General features: G+C 66.4%; 15 protein-coding genes and 2 pseudogenes. 5 read left to right on the top strand and 12 right to left on the bottom strand.

Annotation, left to right across the window (positions count from 1 at the left end; translation table 11 throughout):
* Positions 1-14 precede the first annotated feature (14 nt).
* From OR16_RS21570 to OR16_RS21550, 6 genes and pseudogenes are all read right to left on the bottom strand, one after another.
* Positions 15-1,413 (bottom strand): annotated as a pseudogene (locus OR16_RS21570) (acyl-CoA carboxylase subunit beta).
* A gap of 121 nt (positions 1,414-1,534) precedes the next feature.
* Positions 1,535-1,771 (bottom strand): phosphatidylglycerol lysyltransferase domain-containing protein, encoded by a 237-nt coding sequence (locus OR16_RS48345; RefSeq protein ID WP_423739673.1) that lies wholly within the window; start codon positions 1,769-1,771, stop codon positions 1,535-1,537.
* Between the two features lie 58 nt (positions 1,772-1,829).
* Positions 1,830-2,417, bottom strand: a pseudogene (locus tag OR16_RS47360) (phosphatidylglycerol lysyltransferase domain-containing protein); the annotation flags it as partial.
* A 17-nt stretch (positions 2,418-2,434) separates the two neighbouring features.
* The gene (locus tag OR16_RS21560) at positions 2,435-3,256 is read right to left on the bottom strand and encodes a TIGR03084 family metal-binding protein (RefSeq protein WP_006160070.1); all 822 of its coding nucleotides are present in this window, start codon (positions 3,254-3,256) and stop codon (positions 2,435-2,437) included.
* Between the two features lie 108 nt (positions 3,257-3,364).
* Positions 3,365-4,135 (bottom strand): AraC family transcriptional regulator, encoded by a 771-nt coding sequence (locus OR16_RS21555; RefSeq protein ID WP_050983062.1) that lies wholly within the window; start codon positions 4,133-4,135, stop codon positions 3,365-3,367.
* A gap of 260 nt (positions 4,136-4,395) precedes the next feature.
* Positions 4,396-6,228 (bottom strand): acyclic terpene utilization AtuA family protein, encoded by a 1,833-nt coding sequence (locus OR16_RS21550; RefSeq protein ID WP_006160068.1) that lies wholly within the window; start codon positions 6,226-6,228, stop codon positions 4,396-4,398.
* 267 nt (positions 6,229-6,495) lie between these two features.
* Between OR16_RS21550 and OR16_RS21545 the strand changes: the two genes are divergently transcribed.
* Complete coding sequence (locus OR16_RS21545) at positions 6,496-8,064, top strand: fatty acid--CoA ligase (RefSeq protein WP_006160067.1); 1,569 nt, start codon at positions 6,496-6,498, stop codon at positions 8,062-8,064.
* A 208-nt stretch (positions 8,065-8,272) separates the two neighbouring features.
* On the opposite strand, the gene OR16_RS46185 is transcribed toward OR16_RS21545, so the two are convergent.
* Complete coding sequence (locus OR16_RS46185; protein WP_050983059.1) at positions 8,273-8,626, bottom strand: hypothetical protein; 354 nt, start codon at positions 8,624-8,626, stop codon at positions 8,273-8,275.
* A gap of 34 nt (positions 8,627-8,660) precedes the next feature.
* Entirely contained in the window at positions 8,661-8,951 is a 291-nt protein-coding gene (locus tag OR16_RS46180; RefSeq protein ID WP_050983058.1) for a DNA-binding protein, read from the bottom strand.
* 96 nt (positions 8,952-9,047) lie between these two features.
* On the opposite strand from OR16_RS46180, the gene OR16_RS21535 reads away from it, so the two are divergent.
* Positions 9,048-10,133 (top strand): site-specific integrase, encoded by a 1,086-nt coding sequence (locus OR16_RS21535; RefSeq protein ID WP_050983061.1) that lies wholly within the window; start codon positions 9,048-9,050, stop codon positions 10,131-10,133.
* Positions 10,134-10,335: 202 nt separating this feature from the next.
* On the top strand, positions 10,336-10,761 hold the full coding sequence (locus OR16_RS21530) for a hypothetical protein (protein WP_043420546.1): 426 nt from the start codon (positions 10,336-10,338) through the stop codon (positions 10,759-10,761).
* A gap of 21 nt (positions 10,762-10,782) precedes the next feature.
* Here OR16_RS21530 and OR16_RS21525 read toward each other — a convergent pair whose 3' ends face one another.
* Together OR16_RS21525 and OR16_RS21520 are read right to left on the bottom strand one after the other, a co-directional pair.
* Positions 10,783-10,971, bottom strand: a complete 189-nt coding sequence (locus OR16_RS21525) for a hypothetical protein (RefSeq protein ID WP_237717165.1) — start codon at positions 10,969-10,971, stop codon at positions 10,783-10,785.
* Positions 10,972-11,182: 211 nt separating this feature from the next.
* The gene (locus OR16_RS21520) at positions 11,183-11,992 is read right to left on the bottom strand and encodes a sulfite exporter TauE/SafE family protein (RefSeq protein ID WP_006160064.1); all 810 of its coding nucleotides are present in this window, start codon (positions 11,990-11,992) and stop codon (positions 11,183-11,185) included.
* A gap of 149 nt (positions 11,993-12,141) precedes the next feature.
* Between OR16_RS21520 and OR16_RS21515 the strand changes: the two genes are divergently transcribed.
* A complete protein-coding gene (locus tag OR16_RS21515; RefSeq protein WP_006160063.1) occupies positions 12,142-12,993 on the top strand; it encodes an AraC family transcriptional regulator in 852 nt (283 codons plus the stop codon).
* Positions 12,994-13,220: 227 nt separating this feature from the next.
* Positions 13,221-14,546 (top strand): alpha-hydroxyketone-type quorum-sensing autoinducer synthase, encoded by a 1,326-nt coding sequence (gene cqsA / locus OR16_RS21510; RefSeq protein ID WP_050983057.1) that lies wholly within the window; start codon positions 13,221-13,223, stop codon positions 14,544-14,546.
* An 18-nt stretch (positions 14,547-14,564) separates the two neighbouring features.
* Here cqsA and OR16_RS21505 read toward each other — a convergent pair whose 3' ends face one another.
* Both OR16_RS21505 and ribA read right to left on the bottom strand, forming a co-directional pair.
* Entirely contained in the window at positions 14,565-15,884 is a 1,320-nt protein-coding gene (locus tag OR16_RS21505) for a sensor histidine kinase (RefSeq protein WP_237717168.1), read from the bottom strand.
* 211 nt (positions 15,885-16,095) lie between these two features.
* A complete protein-coding gene (gene ribA / locus OR16_RS21500) occupies positions 16,096-16,692 on the bottom strand; it encodes a GTP cyclohydrolase II (RefSeq protein WP_006160060.1) in 597 nt (198 codons plus the stop codon).
* Positions 16,693-16,855: the final 163 nt, after the last annotated feature.

The following is a 16,855-nucleotide window of genomic DNA, read 5'->3' as shown; positions in this document are numbered from 1 at the left end:
TGCGTCGGTGGCCGTCAGGGCCGCGCCACCCCGAATTGCATGGCTTGCGGCGCCCTGGCGTCGCCATCGCGGCAGATCGCCAGCACATTGGCCAGCACCGCGCGCGTATTGCGCGGGTCGATCACGCCGTCATCCAGCACGTGGGCGCTGGTGACAAATACGCTCATCTGGCGGTCGAAACGCTCGACGATGCCTTTTTGAAGCGTTTCCAGCTGGCCGGCATCGGCCTCCCCGCCTTTGCGCTTCATGGCGGCCTCGGTCACGATGGCCATGGTGCGTGCCGCCTGCTCGCCGCCCATCACGGCGGTCTTGGCGTTGGGCCAGGAGAAACAGAAGCGCGGATGAAAACCGCGCCCGCACATGCCGTAGTTCCCGGCGCCGAACGACGCGCCGCAATAGATCGTGATCTGCGGCACGGTGGCATTGCTGACGGCCTGGATCATCTTGGAGCCGTGCTTGATGATGCCGGCTTCCTCATAGCTGCGGCCCACCATGAAGCCGGTGGTGTTGTTCAGGTAGAGGATGGGCGTGCGCGACTGGCAGCAGGCCTGGATAAAGTGCGTGGCCTTGGTCGCGCCGGCCGGATCGATCGGGCCGTTGTTGGTGATGATGCCCAGCGGCCAGCCTTCAATCTTGATATGGCCGCACACGGTGGCGCCGCCGTAGTTCTCGCCGAACTCCAGGAAGTCGGAATCGTCGGCAATGCGCGCGATCACCTCCTTCATGTCGACCGGCCGCTTATGGTCCATCGGCATGACGCCGAGCAGCTCCTCGGCGTCGTAGCGCGGCGGCTTGTAGCTGCGCGGCGTGGCGGCGGGCTGCTCGCGGTTCCAGTCGATCTTGCCCAGGATCTCGCGGGCGATGCGCAGCGCATCGCGGTCGTCCTCGGCCAGGTAGTCGCCCAGGCCGGAGACGGCGGTATGCATCACGGCCCCGCCCAGTTCCTCCTCGGTGGCCACTTCGCCGGTGGCCGCCATCAACAGCGGCGGGCCGGCCAGGAAGGCGCGCGAACGGCCCCGCACCATGATGATGTAGTCCGACAGCCCGGTCTGGTAAGCCCCGCCGGCGGTCGACGAGCCATGCGTGACCGTCACCACCGGCAGCCCGGCCGCCGACAGGCGCGCCAGGTTGCGGAACAGGTTGCCGCCCCGCACGAAATCCTCGACCTTGTAGGTCATCAGGTTGGCACCGGCGCTCTCGACCAGTTGCACGTATGGCAGCTTGTTTCAGCAACGCCAGCCGGTCGCGCGGCAGCAACTGCCCGCGCTTCTCGAAACGCTCGCGCGAGGCGGCGGACGTACTGGCGGCGCGCTGCTCGAAGGCGCGGATACGCTCCAGCAGGGCCAGCATGCCGGTGCGGTTAGCCTGGAATGCTTCACTGCCGGCGGAGAGTCTGGATTCGATATTTGCCATTTGGGTTCACTGTTCGGGGCGGTGCGCCGGTGTGAAGCCATGGTAGGGGTGGGCAGCGGCAGGGTCTTGCGAGAACTGGCTGTGCTGGATTCAGCCTTTGCAAGACAGACACCGGAAGTGCCTAATCCACCCGCAGGCGCACCCTGAACTTTGGCAACAACGCACTCGGCGCATAGGAAAGCTTGGTCTGCCGGAAGTTGTCCAGGCCCATGTCCTGTTCGAAATTCAGCCACGCCACCGGGCGTGGGAACGCCGCGCAGAAGTGGTGGAACATGTACTGGTAGATGCCCTTGTAGGCCGCCAGGCCCTTGGCGAAGCGCATGGCGAAGACCGCCGGGCGGATCTCCTGCGCCAGCACGAAACCCACGGGCTGCCCCGCTACCTCGTACAGGAAGCCTTCCAAGGCCCAGCCGCTCGGCGTGTTGCAGGGCCTCGCCGCAGGGTGTGTCGTCGGCCTCGCCGTGCGCCTTGTGCTTGGCTTGCATCCAGCCTTCGTGCACGGCCAGGGCCTGGTCGGCCAGCCCCGGGTGGTAGGCGCGCGCGGTGACGGCATGCGTGGCCAGCAACTGCTTCATCAGGTTGCGCTTCTTGGCCAGCGTGGTGCCGCGGTAGGCCGTGAAGTTGGCTGCGGGATAGAGGTAGTCGGCGTCGGCGCGCAATGCCGTCCAGGTGAAGATGGCGGGGTCGAGCCGCGCGACCTGGGCCATGGAAAGCGGGTAGAAGCAAGCATGCTCGCGCAGCAGCGCCTGAAGCGCGTCAAGCGGCGCGGTTTCCAGCGCAAACAGCGGCAGCGCGTGGCGCGCGCCATCGTAAGTCACGCCGCTGATGCACGGAAAATCCCCGCCGGCATAGCGGTAGGCATGGGCGTGCCGGAACAGGTACAGGTTGGCGAAGACGTGCTCGGAGAGGCAGGTTTCGCCGGCATCGGCGCTGAGCCTTCGCAGCACTTCGTCGATCCCGGCGGCCTGCGTCCGGGCCAGCGGCTCGCCGGCCGCGACCCGCATGGCGGCTTCGGTGCCGCTCACGCGGCCGGCGCCGAGCGCGATCCGTCCAACACGCGCGTGCCTGCGGCCGGCCCGGTGGCGGGCGGCCCGGCGAAGCACTGGGCTTGCGCCAGCCATTGCCGGGCCGGGCCGGCACTGTAGGCCAGGCGGGTATCGTCCAGGTGGCGGCGCTGCGTGACCAGCAGGCAGAAGTCCTCCGCGCTGCCGCGCACATGGTTGTCCGCCTGCGGTTCGTTCCAGGTCCACTTGCTGCCATCGGGCGCGCTCAGCACGATATATGGCGCGGGCCCCGGCACCGGCTCGCCGCGATTGACGAAGGTCCAGCCGTAGGTGGTGGCGCCAATATGGGCGATGTGCTTGAGGCGGGCCGTGGGCGCGCGGGCGCGGCCTACCGTATCCCAGACGTCCTGGCCATGGGCCCAGGTCTCCATCAGCCGCGCGGTGGCAAAGCTGCGGGCGCTCATGGGCGGCCCGTACCAGGGCAGGCGGGCCTTGGGGTCGAGCGCGGCCAGCGTCTGCACCAGCCTCTCGTACAGCGGCAGCCAGTACGCCAGCAAGCCGGGGCCGTCCAAGTGGCCGTAGGTTTCACGCGCCACCGCGCTGATATGGCCGCCGCCCGCCATCAGCGTGTTGAGTGTCTGCGCGCCGCGCAGGAAGGCTTGCGGGTCGGTGGCGGCCTGCAGCGCGGTTTGGTCGAAATAGCACAGGTGGGCGATCTCGTCCCAGGCGCTCCAGTCATGGAAAGCGCTTGGCTCGCGCCATTGCGCCGGGGTGAGCGTGGCGGCGAGCGCGGCCAGCTCGCGGTATTCGGCCAGCAGGTCCTGGCAGGTTGCTTTCATGGGAGATGTCCGGCTGCCGTTGGCGGCAGGCTTGGGAAAGGTAGATGGCCTTGATTCTGGCGCGCGGCACGCCGCTGGTCTTGTGCAAAGTGGTTGCCGCACGGCCGGCTAGGCTGGGCGGTAGGCCGTCATCGGTGGCAGGCCATGCAGCGCAAGCTTGCGCGAACCGGCGAAGATGTCGCGCGGCTTGAGCCCGTACACGCGGCGGATGGAGTGGCTGAAATGCGTGGAGTCGGGATAGCCGGTATCCAGCGCGACCTCGGCCAGGTTGGCCTCCTGGGTGACGTAGTGCAGCAAGCTGCGGGCGCGCTTCCAGGTGCGGAAGGTGCGAAACGGCGTGCCAACCTCTTCCTTGAACAGGTGCAGGAAGCGCGAAAACGACAAGTTGGCGTCGCGCGCATGGTCGGTGGCGGCGCTGCGGCTGCCCGGATCGCCCTTGATCTGGCGTACCGCCGCATCAATGCGCGGATCGAGCGCGCGCGGCACCAGTGGTTCACCCAGCAACAGCGTATCGAGCAGGCCGGCCTCCAGTTCGGGGCGCCGCATGCCGCGCAACTGGGCGATCAGGTCGCGTGCATGCTGGGCCATCCGTGGCGCCGCCAGCGCGCCGCCCGGCCCGCGCAACAGCAGGGGCAAGCGGGACAGATCGACGGTCTCGGGCTCGATCAGGAAGCCGCACAAGCTGCGGCTGTCGGAAGTGATGCGGTGCGGCACGTAGGGCGGCACGACGGCGATCTCGGCGGTTTCCCACTCGCCATCCGCCACGCTCAGGCGAAACGGAGCATCTAGGGCCACATAGAGCAGGATGGCGCCGATGGAGCGCACCGATGGCGCGCCTAGCAGCCCAACGTAGAGCACGCGGTCGGGGTCGATCCACATGAAGCTTCCGCTCGGGCGCACGCCCGGCTGGCCCATGGCATCCGGTGTGCATGGCAAAACTGGCAGCATCTGGGTCTCACTGTTCGCGGCGCCGCGCGTGGCCGATGTGGCGGACGGCTGGCGCATGGTTCGGCAAGAAGGCGCGGGCAGCCGCCCTGCGGCTTTGCGCGCCTCCATCATCATGCCAGCGAAGGCGGCCGAGCAGCCGCCGGATGGGGGTTTATCCCGATGCCCGCGCGGCCGCTGCGCGCCGGTCGCGCTCAAGCGCCCAGTGCCTGCGCCAGCGCTGGCGGCACCCGCACCGGCATGGCCAGCAGGACCTGCGCCATCCCCTTGCCCAGCGGATCGTTGCGCAGCGACGCCATGCCGCCGCCGCCGAGCGCCTGCTCGCAAAGGAAGTTGAAGGCGCCGATGCCGGGCAGGAAGTAGCGCGTCACCTTGCCCTTTACATTGTGCGCAAGGAACCCGGCCACCGCGGCGCCGGTAAGCTGCGCTTCGATCAGCGGCAGGTAGGCGGCGTCGCGCGCGATGATGCCGATGTTGGAGAAATCGCCCTTGTCGCCACTACGGCCGTACGCCAGCCGGATCAGTGGCACGTCGATCCAGTCCTTGCCAGGCTGGATGGTGGCCGATGGCGTCGATCGGCTGGCTCGCCCGGCCGCCGGCGCCGGGCTGGTTTGCGCGTCAGTCCCGCAGACGAAGGTCGCCGGCAGCGGCACCGGCTGTTCGTCAAGCCACACGGCGGGCTGAACCAGCGTTTTCGGCACCAGGAAGGGAAACTGCTTGATGGCCATGCTCACCGATGGCCGGCCTCCAACACCGGTCGTGCCGGGTGACCAGGACGTGCCGGCGGGCGCGATCTCGCGCGCGAACAACTCCAGCGCGCGCTTGTCCGGATGCGTCACCGCCAGCCACATCACCGCCTCGAACAAGGATGGCTGCGGCACATGCGGGCCAAACGACGCGGCGGTGCCGAGCACGTCCAGCCGGGTCTCGGTGAAATCCGGCAGCCCGGCCTTTGCCAGCATGCCGCGGGTGCGCGCCAGGAAGGCCTCGCCGCTGCGGCGCGCCTTGCGCACGGCATCGAAGCCCACGATGGTCAGTTGCGCCGAGCAGCGGTAGCCGTCGGCATAGGTGGCCGAGACCTTGTAGCCAGGCGTAGGCGGGCGGCCCCTGGCACCCTGCACTTCCACCAGGTCAGGCCCGGCCTGGCGCAGCGTTACGCCGGTGAAATCGCAGATCACGTCGGGCAGCAGGTAGGCAGCGGGATCGCCTATCTCGTACAGCATCTGCTCGCCGACAGTGGCGGGGCTGACCAGCCCGCCGGTGCCGGGCGGCTTGCCGACCAGGAAAGTGCCATCCGCCCGGCAGCTCACCACTGGGTAGCCGATATTGGCCCAGTCCGGTACCTGCTCCCAGTCGGTATGCAGGCCGCCGGTGGCCTGGCAGCCGCACTCGATGATGTGCCCAGCCAGGCTGCCCGCGGACAGCAGATCGTAGTCGGTCGGGCTCCAGCCGAACTCGTGCATCAGCACGCCCAGCGTCACCGCGCTGTCCACGCAGCGCCCGGTGATCACGATATCCGCGCCGGCATCCAGCGCGGCCCGGACCGGCACGGCGCCAAGATAGGCATTGGCCGTCAGGATGCGGGCCGGCATCGCAGCGCCGCTTTGCATGTCGCGCGTGCCGGCCTCGCGCAGCGCGTCCAGCTGCGCCAGCAGGTCGTCGCCATCGACCACCGCCACCCGCACCGTCAAGCCGAGCTCCTCGGCCAGCTTGCGCACCGCCGCCGCGCAGGCCCGCGGATTCACGCCGCCGGCATTGCTGACGATACGGATGCCCTGCTCCATGGCTGGCTTGAGCACCGAGCGCAGGGCCCCGGTGACGAAATCCAGCGCGTAGCCGGCCTCAGGGTTCTTCAAGCGTGCCGCCGCAAGCAGCGACATGGTGAGCTCGGCAAGATAGTCGAACACCAGGTAGTCGATGTCGCCCTTCTCCACCAGTTGGACCGGGCCGATCGCGCTATCGCCCCAGAAACCAGACGCGCCGCCGATCCGCACGCTCTCCTTGCCCTGCCGATTTTGCTTGTTCATGGACGCGCTTCCTCTTTTGCCTCAGTCATCGATTGCCGTTGTCATCGGCGAGTCATGGCTCGCCGGGCCTTGCTGGCACGATAGCGAGCCGCCGGCGCGGCGTCTTGCGTCAATTGGCTTTGGCGCCGGGTGGCGCACCCCGGCGTATCCCTATATGCAAAGTGCAAATCGTTATTTCCCAAAAAGCGGCGCCGACTTTATATTCATCCGCTTTCGTCGGCCTGCCTTGCCTGCCGGCGCCCCCATCCCCGCTGTTGGAGCACTGCCTTGATTCACGTCCTTACGCTGGGCGACACCCTTTCCTGGCCCGCGCGCTACCTGCCGCGCAAGACCGCGCTGGTCGCCGGCACGGGCGCCGGCCGCCGCGCCTGGACTTACGCCGAACTGGACGCGGAGGTTAACCGCCACGCCCACGCGCTGCTGGCGATCGGCGTGGGCCATGGCGATGTGGTCGCGGCCTTTCTCTACAACACGCCAGCCTTTGTCTTCAGCATGCTGGCGGCGGCCCGGGTGGGCGCGATCTTCAATCCCGTCAACTACCGGCTGGCCGCGCAGGAACTGGCCTTCATCCTGGAGGACGGCAAGGCCAGCGTCCTGCTGTTCGAGCAGGAAGGCGCCGCCGTGGCGGAAAAAGCTGCCGAGCTGGCCCCTGGCACAACGCGCTGGATCTATGCCGACCCCGGGCCGGCACCGGCCTTTGCCACGCATCACCTGGCCACGCTGGCCGCGGGGCAGCCGCACGACGCGCCCGCCGTCGCCGTGGACGAAAACGATCCCTGCATCCTGATGTACACCAGCGGCACCACCGGCCGCCCCAAGGGCGTGCTGCACACGCACCGCAGCAAGCTCGCGCACAACGCGATGATGCATCAGGCCATGATGCTGTCGCGCGAGGACGTTGGCTTGTCGATTGCACCGCTGAACCATACGGCGGAGCTGCATACCAGCTTCCTGCCACGCCTGCAGCTGGGCGCCACGCAGGTGCTGCAGCGGCGCTTCGATGCCGGCGAGGCATGGCAGCTGGTCGAGGCCGAGAAGGTCACGCACTTCTTCGCCGCGCCGACCATGGTCGGCATGATGCTCAACCACCCGGACGCCCACACGCGCGATGTCTCGTCGCTGCGGCTGGTGGAGTACGGCGGCGCATCGATGGCGCCGCACCTGATCCGCGAGTGGGACCGTGTGGTTGGCGCCGGGCTGGTACAGGTGTACGGCACCACCGAGATGGGGCCCTGCATGTCCGTGCTGTATCCGCACGAGCAGCTCAGCCACGCTGGCTCGGCCGGCCTGCCCTCGCTCAATCACGACCTGGTCGTGGCGGTGCCGCGCGAGGACGGCTCCCCGACCGATCCGGCCCAGCCTTGCGCACCCGGGGAAGTCGGCGAGATCCTGGTGCGCGGCCCGTGCATGATGGCCGGGTACCTGAACCGCCCGGACGCCAACGCGCGCGCCCTGGCCCACGGCTGGTACCACACCGGCGACCTCGGCAGCCTGGACGAGAACGGCTACCTGTGGGTGCGCGACCGCATCGACTACATGATCAATTCGGGTGCCGAGAACGTGTACCCGCGCGAGGTCGAGGACGCGCTGATCGAGCATCCTGCCGTGCTGGAAGTGGCTGTCATTGGCGAGGCGGATGCCACCTGGGGGCAACTGGTCTGCGCTTATGTGGTGGCCAGGCCGGGGGCGCAAGCCAGCACGGCGCTGCTTGATGGCTTCCTGGTGCACGGCGACCGGCTGGCCGCCTACAAGCGGCCGCGCCGATATCACTTCGTGGATGCGCTGCCGAAGACCACGAGCGGGAAAATCCAGAAGCATCTGCTGCGCCTGAACTAAGTAAAGGCGGCGCGGCCCGCCATTCTTTCCAGCGTATTCGCAGGAACGGCTGACGGCACCACTAAGTAATGAAAATCAATGGGTTATGGATGTAACCTGATGCGAATTATTGGTTATTTCGGATTGGGATCTGCTGTAGAAATTTCAATAAAATCATGTGGTTGCAGCCGAATCGCAATGCTAGATCTAGCATCAGGAAACATTCGCCCTAGACCTTGAAACGTGGTGGCCGCGCCGGCCGGATCGGGCGGGCCTTGCGCACCGGCGGGCGCACGGCCCGCAGCATATCCGGCTCCGGCTCGCCGCGGCTCTCCAGGAGCTGACGGTACTCGGCCAGCAAGCCGTCCTGCTGCCGGACCCGCTCGTTCAGCACCGCCACGGCATTCCCCACCGTTGCCAGTTCCTCGGCCTGCCGCCCCGCGGCCTCGGCCACATCCGCCAGTCTTTGCTGGGCCGCCTTGCGCTCTGCATCCATCTGGCGCTGCCCTTCCCGCAGCGCCACCCGCGCCGCGTCCAGTTCGAGCGCCATGCGCCGCTCGTTGGCGCCAAAGCGATCCGCCATGGTTTCCCGCTCCTTGTCCCACGCGGCACGCTGGCTAGCGGTATCGCGCCGCAGCGCGTCTATAGTACCGCGCGGCCTGGTTCACCGGCTCGGGCAGGCTGGCTGGTGCCGCAAACGCCTGCGGATCCTGCAAACGCGCGCCCAGCCCGGCAAACCAGGCATCCAGGTACGGGCTGACGGTATTGGGCGAGCCGCGCCCCAGGTGCAGGCGGATCCGTTCGATGGTTGGACGCTGGCCGGCCAGCAGCAAGGCATCGGCAGCTTGCCAGACGTCTTGCTGGGTAATGGAACGGGAGCGTGCGGCGGGAAGAGTGGCGTTTTGCATGGTCCGGGCAAGTTTTTGGGCGGCTTTGCTTGCCGCCCATCAATAAGGCACGATAATGAATGGTTATCGCGCTTTATCTGGTCATGTTGTACCAGCCTGAAGCCCGTTCATGCCGATTTTCCCGCGCCGCTCTGCCCGTCCGAACTCGATCCGCTTGGCCGCCAGGCCGCCGAAGCGCTGTACCGCGAAGGCGAATCCGCCAACACGGTGGCCAGCTATCGTTCCGCGCTTCGGTATTGGGCGGGCTGGTTCGCCCTGCGTTACGGCCAGCCGATCGCCCTCCCTTTGCTGCCGTCGGTCATCATCCAGTTCGTCGTAGACCACGCCACACGGACCACGCCCCAGGGCCCGGTCAACGAAATGCCGCCTGCCATCGACGCGGCACTGGTCGCCCGTGGCCTCAAGGCGCGCATTGGCCCACCGGCATTAGCCACGCTGATGCACCGGCTGGCCGTCATTGCCAAGGCGCACCGGCTGGAAACCCTGGATAACCCCTGCGCGGACCCGGCCGTTCGTGAACTGGTGGCCCGCACGCGCCGGGCCTATGCCAAGCGCGGCGAGCGCCCGGCGCGCAAGGCAGCGCTGACGCGTGAGCCGTTTTCCCGCTTGCTGGCAACCTGTGACGACTCGCTGATCGGCCTGCGCGACCGCGCGCTGCTGCTGTTCGCCTGGTCCAGTGGCGGCCGGCGGCGCTCGGAAGTGGCAGGCGCCACGTTAGCCACCTTGCGGGGCTTGGGTCCGGGGGAGTTTGTCTATCAACTCGGCTGGTCCAAGACCAATCAGGCCGGCGCCGACCTGCCGGACAACGCCAAGCCGGTCATCGGCGCGGCGGGCGCGGCGCTGGAGGCCTGGCTGAAGGCGGCAGGGATAGGCGATGGCGCCATCTTCCGGCGCATCCGTCGTGGTGGTCATGTAGGCGAGGCACTGTCCGCCGCCGCCGTGCGCAAGATCGTCATGCAGCGCTGCGAGGAGGCTGGGCTGGAGGGAGATTTCTCGGCGCACTCGCTGCGCTCGGGGTTCGTGACCGAGGCAGCTTCGCGCCAGGTTCCGCTGGCTGAAACCATGGCCATGACCGGGCACACCAGCGTGGCCACGCTGGTACGGTATTTCCGGGCGGCCGATGCGCGGCGCTCCGTGGCGGCCGACCTGATCGGCGTGCTGGATGCGGATGCCGAGTCGTGACAGCGCGGGGATCGCCCTGGGGCGTTGGGGTTGCCAGGATCTGGGGCAAACGGCAGGCGCTGCTGGACAAGCTGCCCCGCAAGACAAGCCAGCGCTAACCCTATGGGTTGTTGCCAAGCCACGCTAGCGCCGCCGAGCGCGCCCCCCTGCCTATACTGACAAACGGGCCGCAACGGCCCATTGAGCCAACAAGAAAAGGAGAATGGCTATGCCACACGAGCAATTCCTGGCCAAGCAGGAGGATCGCCGCAGCGGGCTGCGCGCCCTGCGGGCCGCACTCTTGAAGGTGCACAAGGAAGTGATCGCGCTGAATCGCACGGAGTACGAACGCCTGCATGGCCCGATCCCGGCCGGGCTGTTCGTGCAGGTTGTGACCGAGGAGACCTATTTCCGGTGGCTGGACCCACTCTCGCGCCTGATCATCGAGATCGACGAAGAGCTGGACGCGCCCGAGCATCACGATGAAACCTGCAAGGCGGTGGCGGCTGCCACCGAAAAACTGTTTGGGCCCGACAGCGATCCGGCGTTCCGCGACCGCTACCAGCAAGCGCTGCAGGACGAATCCGGCGTGATCGTGGCGCACGGGCAACTGATGAATGTCGTCGCGCAGTTGCGGCAACTGGTCTAGAAAACCGGCTAGGCGCCCTGTCTACTTCGCAGGGCGCGTGCCCCGCCCGTGATCCACCGAAATCGGGTCGCTCGCTGGAAAGGTCTCCTTCAAGGCTTCGTCGAGTTCGTCTTCCACGTGATCGTCCTTGCTGCCCGCCGAAGGCCTGGTTTTGGATGGCGCGGGCGTCCCGGGGGGCTTTGGCGCTGCGGGCTTGCTCACATTGGTCATGGCCATGTTCCTGGACGAGTGAATGTGCCTTGATCTTAGAAGGCTTTTGGGCGGGATGCCAAACCTGCCCCTCCTGCCCCTCCTGCCCCTATCCGGCCGCGGCGGCAGTTCGTGCTGGGCGATTGCGGTCGCGCAGGTCGCGTTCAGTCCGGAGATATTCTTGCCAGCCGTGTCAACGCCTTATCGCGTGTTCAGCGGTTCCGGGTTGCGCTTACTTGAACATCATGCTGACCATCACCAGGGCCAGCAGGCCGAGATAGACACGCGCATGCACCCGGTCGGGGATGCGCCCGGCCAGCGGGGCGGCGAGGTGGATGCCTGCCAGCGAGCCGAGCGCTAGCAACCCGAGCGCGGCAAGGTCGATGTACCCCAGAAAACCGCTGCCCAGCGCCACCGGCTGGTACCAAGCCATGGCCACGTAGGCCAGGGTGCCCGGGACGGCGACCGGCAGGCTCAAGGGGTTCGCCATCGCCGTGGCTTGCGCCATGCTCAGGCCACGGCGGCGCAGCAGGGGCACGGTCATGACGCTGCCACCCACGCCAAGGAACGTGGCGACCAGGCCGATCGCCAGGCCGCCCGCCACCGTCTGCGCCTGGCCGAGCCGCTGGGGCGAACCCGCCCCGGAACGCGCGAGGAATCCGCGGCGCGCCAGGCAATCCAGCAGCGTGACGCCCAGGTAGGCCACGAAGACAAGGCGCACCACGTCACTGCTCGCCAGCATGGTGGCGCCGGCCCCCATGACGGCGCCCAACCCGATGAATCCCCCCAGCGGCCACAGATACGGCCACAGGATGTTGCCCGCCAGGCGGTGCTTGCGCGTGGCGAGCGAGGCACTCAGGATCATTGCTGCCGTCGAGGTGGCGATGGCGATGTGCATGGCGGACTGTCCCGGCGCGTGCGCGTCGGCGGCGCTCAGTGCGCGGTACAGCAAAGGCACCACCACAAACCCGCCACCAAAGCCAAACAGCACGGTGGTCACGCCAGTCAGGCAGCCGAACAGGATAAAGAGAAGAAAAAGCATCGCTAAGGAGGAATGGGTTCCAGGGGGTTCCAGGTCCACTCACGATACGTGCGGTTGGCATGGCCAACTTTCGAAGATTGGTCAATAATATTTGTATTTCGGCCAACCAGCCATGCGGCCGCCCATCCCTTCCGCCGCCCGTACCCTCCATGCTCAACGCCCGCATCGACGACTACGACCACGTGCCCAGGCCCGTGGTCGCGATCGGCACCGACTACCCGAAGGGCTACCTGTTGCCGCGCCACGCCCATCGCCGCGCGCAACTGCTCTATGGCGTCACGGGTGTGATGCACGTGGTTACGCGCGACGGTAACTGGATCGTTCCGCCGCAGCGCGCGGTCTGGATTCCGCCGGGGATAGAGCATGAAGTGACCATGCTGGGCGTCAGCACGCGTAGCCTGTATATCGAGCCCGGCGCTATGCCCGGGCCGGGCGACGCCTGTCAGGTGATGGGGGTATCCGCCTTGATGCGGCAATTGCTGATTGGCGCCGTGGAGATGCCGGCGCACTACGATCCACAAGGCCGGGACGGCGCGCTGGTGACCCTGCTGCTGCATGAGGTTGCCCGCATGACGGCGCTACCCTTGCATATTCCGCTGCCGCGCGATGCGCGGCTCGCAGCGCTTTGCCACGCATTCCTGCAGCGGCCCGACACGCATGATTCGCCGCAGCGCTGGGCACTGGCGCTGCATATGAGCATCCGGACCTTCAGCCGCTTTTTCCGTGAGCAGACCGGCATGGCGTTCGCGGCATGGCGCCAGCGCGCCTGCGTCGTCCTGGCCCTGTCACGGCTGGCCGCTGGCGACGCGGTCACCCGCATTGCCCTGGATTACGGCTATGAGAGCCCGGCGGCTTTCTCGACCATGTTCCGCCGCGTGCTGGGCCACGCCCCTACTGAATATCTGCAGCTGGACAAGGTTCATCCGGCCGCTGCCGTGATTGCGCGAGCCGTTGGAATGCTTCCCGCCAACGCGCCCGCCGAGGTCCTCGCGCAGATGTAGGCCAGATATCGCCGCGCAAGCTGTACGCGAGTGAACAGGGAGAATTCTCCGGCGCACGGCAGAATAGCCTGTCGACGCAACACGCTGCAGGCAGCCACGCTAGCCCCGGACCGTACATGACAGGCAAAGCTACAAACACGGGGCACGGGTGGCGCCTGCGTTGCCACGATCATCGCCGGCCGTCTTGCGGCCGGTTCTTTCGTCGGAGTACTTCCAAGGGGAAAGCAATGAGCAATACCAATCAGGCCTGTCTGCAAACTGCCAACGTGTCGAGAGCGGCAGCGGCATGGCCAGACTTTGTCACCACGCGGGTAGCGGAGCACGAGGTAGAACGGGTACAGAAACGTTGGGGCGGCAGCCATTTGCTGCACGGACGGCAACCCGGACCCGATGCGGTGCATTTTTCCAGCAACGACTATCTTTGCCTGCTTGGCGAGCAGGCGCTGGTCACGGCCCAGAGCACGGCGATGTCCCGGCCGGAGAGCGAGTTGCTGATGTCGGCGATTTTCCTGCACGGTAACAATCCCACCAGCCGCCTCGAGCACAAGCTGGCGGCGTTCACCGGCGCCGAGGACAGCTTGCTGTGCCAGTCTGGCTGGGCTGCCAACGTGGGCTTGCTGCAGAGCATCGCCAATGAGCGCACGCCTGTCTACCTGGACATGCTGGCCCATATGTCATTGTGGGAAGGCGCGCACGCCGCGCATGCCCGCGCCATTCCCTTCATCCACAACGACGCTGAGCATGCCGAGCGCCAGATCCGCAAGGATGGCCCGGGCATCATCGTGGTGGATGCCGTATATAGCACCAATGGTAGCCTGTGCCCACTGGCCGATTTCGTGGACGTGGCAGAGCGCACCGGGAGCGTGCTGGTGGTCGACGAGTCTCACTCCCTGGGCACTCACGGCCCCGCTGGCGCGGGGCTCGTGGCGCAACTCGGGCTGTCGCGCCGGGTCCATTTCCAGACTGCCAGCCTCGCCAAAGCCTTTGGTGGCCGGGCCGGATTGATCACCTGCCCGTCCTCGTTCAAGGGTTATTTCGCCATGGAGTCGCGCCCCGCCATTTTCAGCTCGGGGCTGTTGCACCATGAACTGGCGTGGTTCGATGCGGCCGCCGATTTTATTGTCGCGGCCGATGATCGCCGGGCGCGGTTGCACGCGGTCTCAGGCGAGGTGCGCAGTGCGCTTGCCGGCCTAGGCTACAACGTGTCGGCAGGATCGGAGCAGATCATCTCGCTGGAGTCCGGTACGGAGCAGCAAACGCTAGCGTTGCGCAATGCCTTGCAGGCGCGCGGCATCTTTGGTGCCGTGTTCTGCGCGCCGGCCACTGCGCGTGACCGGGCTCTGATGCGGCTGACCATGAACGCATGCCTGACCGCCGTGGAAATCGATCGTCTGATCCAGGTCTGCGCCGAGATCCGCGATGAGATCGGCCTGGCTAGCTGGCGCTCCACCCAGCGGCTGCGAAATGCGCCTCGCGCCAGGCTGGTCGCAGACAGGCAGGCCTCAACGCTAGTGCCTCACGAAGCGCTGGAAACGGCGTTCGGCGCCGCCTGATCCCGGCAAGCAAGCCGCCTAGCCAGCCGCGCCGGCACTCTCCCTGGCCGGCGTGGCTGGCGCAGCGACGGGAGGAAACTCCAGTACGAACTCCGTGTACTCATGCTCGACGGAGTGGCAATGCACGCGGCCACTCCATGCTTCCAGCGTGTCTTTGCAGAAGGCCAGGCCGATGCCCGTGCCTTCGTTGCGGGGGTAAGTATGAAAGCGCTTGAAGATCGATGACAGCTCGCGCGCGGGAATGCCGCTGCCGGTGTCGCGGAAGATCAGCCGGTTTCGGCGAGCGCCGCGCTCGGTGCGCAGCCGGATTTCGCCATGACCTGCCCGGGCCATGGCATGCAGCGCATTCTTGATGAGGTTGAACAGCACCATGACCAGGAGTTTTTGGTCCGCGCGCACCATGAAATCCTCGTCCAGATCGACATGAACGCTCTCGCGCTGCCCCGCTTCAAAGGGGTAGCGCGCCAAGGCCTCGCTGATGGCGTTGCCCAGGAGAAACTCCTCGCTTGGTTCCTGCATTGCACCCACCCGCGCGTTCACAAGCAGGACGTCGATGCCATGGTTCATGCGGTCAACCTCAAGCTGGATACGCGGCAAAGCGTCCTTGAGCAGCCCGAAATGTCCCGCCGGCAGGTTCAGCGTGTTCGCCGGGGTCTCGTTTTCTTGATAGAAGCGAATCAAGCCGGGCAGGTAACGCGCCATGCCCCGCGCGGTCGAGCCGATGCTGCGAATCGGCGTGCGCAACTCATGGGCAACGGTGCCCAGCGCGATCGCCATGCCGTCGAGTTTTTCCTGGATCAGGATGCGCTGGTCGATCTTGAGCACGGCGACGGTACAGATCGTGAAGCCGATGATCGGTAGCTCCATCAGCCAGTCGACCGTAAGAATCTCAGCCGGCGGAGTCATCCAGCGGTAGACCAGCCAGGCCCCGGCCGTTCCCAGTGCGAGCGAAGCGGCGCCCGCTAGCCAACCGCTGAAATTGAACAGGATGACCACGGCAATCACCAGCGACTGGGACCACACCAGGTTGCCGTGATTCATCAGATACAAGTAGACGAACAGGAACGATAGCCCGTAGGTCAGCGTGACAAAGAAATAGGCCGGCAGCCATTTGCGATCGCGCAGGTCGCCGGTAAGAATTAGCGGGGCGAACATCACCATGGCGAGCAGCCGCAGCGTCAGGCTCTCGTACGGTTGCGGAAAGAGATACTTCCAGACAACGTAAAACAGCGGATAGCCGACGAAGGCGAGCAATCCCAGCAAATGAATACGCTTTATCTGCGCGGGCTGGCGGATATCGAGATGTACTTCCCTGGCCAGCAGGCGGCGCAGGCGCACCAAGCTGTCACCGCATCTGCGTCGAATCGTGGCAAGCATGTTGGAAGGCGGCCTAAAGGAGAGCGTCGATCCGAAAGTGTAGCCGGACAAGGCTATGTGCATTGCCCAATTTGTGCGCTTTCAGTAGCTCGGATCGTGCTTTTGCACCCTCCAGCCCGGCATGGCGCCAGCGCCATGCCGGGCCATGACACCTGGCTTGCCGCCCGGCGCTTCAATCCAGCAGGTGCCCCATCCGCTCGCGCTTGGTCTCCAGGTATTTTTCGTTCTCGACGTTGGACGGGACAATGTGGCGCATCTGCTCGACCACCGTGATGCCTGCGGCTTCCAGCGCCTGCTTCTTCTTTGGATTGTTGCTCATCAGCCGGATCGACTTGACGCCCCACTGATGCAGCAGGTCGGCGGCAAAGGCGTAGTTGCGGCTGTCAATCTCCTGGCCCAGCGCCAGGTTGGCGTCGACCGTGTCGAGCCCGCCGTCCTGCAGCGCATAGGCGCGGATCTTGTGGCCCAGGCCAATCCCGCGCCCTTCCTGCCCGCGCAGGTACAACAGGATGCCGCGGCCTTCCTCGGCGATCTTCTTCATCGCCAGGTCGAGCTGTTCGCCACAGTCGCAACGGCACGAGCCGAACACGTCGCCGGTCAGGCATTCGGAGTGCAGGCGGGTCAGCACGGCCTCGCCAGTGATGTCGCCGACGCTCAGCGCAAGGTGTTCAATGCCCGAAACGGCACCCTTGAAGGCGTGGGCGGTAAATTCGCCAAAACGGGTCGGCAAGCGGGCCGAACCGATCAGCTGGATCTCTGTGTCGTTCATGTCAGTCGGAGTTTGGCGCCGGCCTTGGCGGCTCGGCATCGGGGCGCTTGATAGCGTCTAGTCCGCTACGGTAGCACGAGCGGGGCCGGATCGCTGGCGGGCAAATGGCCGGACGCCCGCCGGCGGCATGTCTTTGGCCTGGAAGTCACGTTAAATCTACCCC

Origin of the sequence: Cupriavidus basilensis OR16, from assembly GCF_000243095.1 — a bacterium.
In the GTDB taxonomy this organism is placed as follows: domain Bacteria; phylum Pseudomonadota; class Gammaproteobacteria; order Burkholderiales; family Burkholderiaceae; genus Cupriavidus; species Cupriavidus basilensis_D.
The sequence above is the reverse complement of the archived record's forward strand: the minus strand, read 5'-3'. Positions and strand labels throughout refer to the sequence as shown.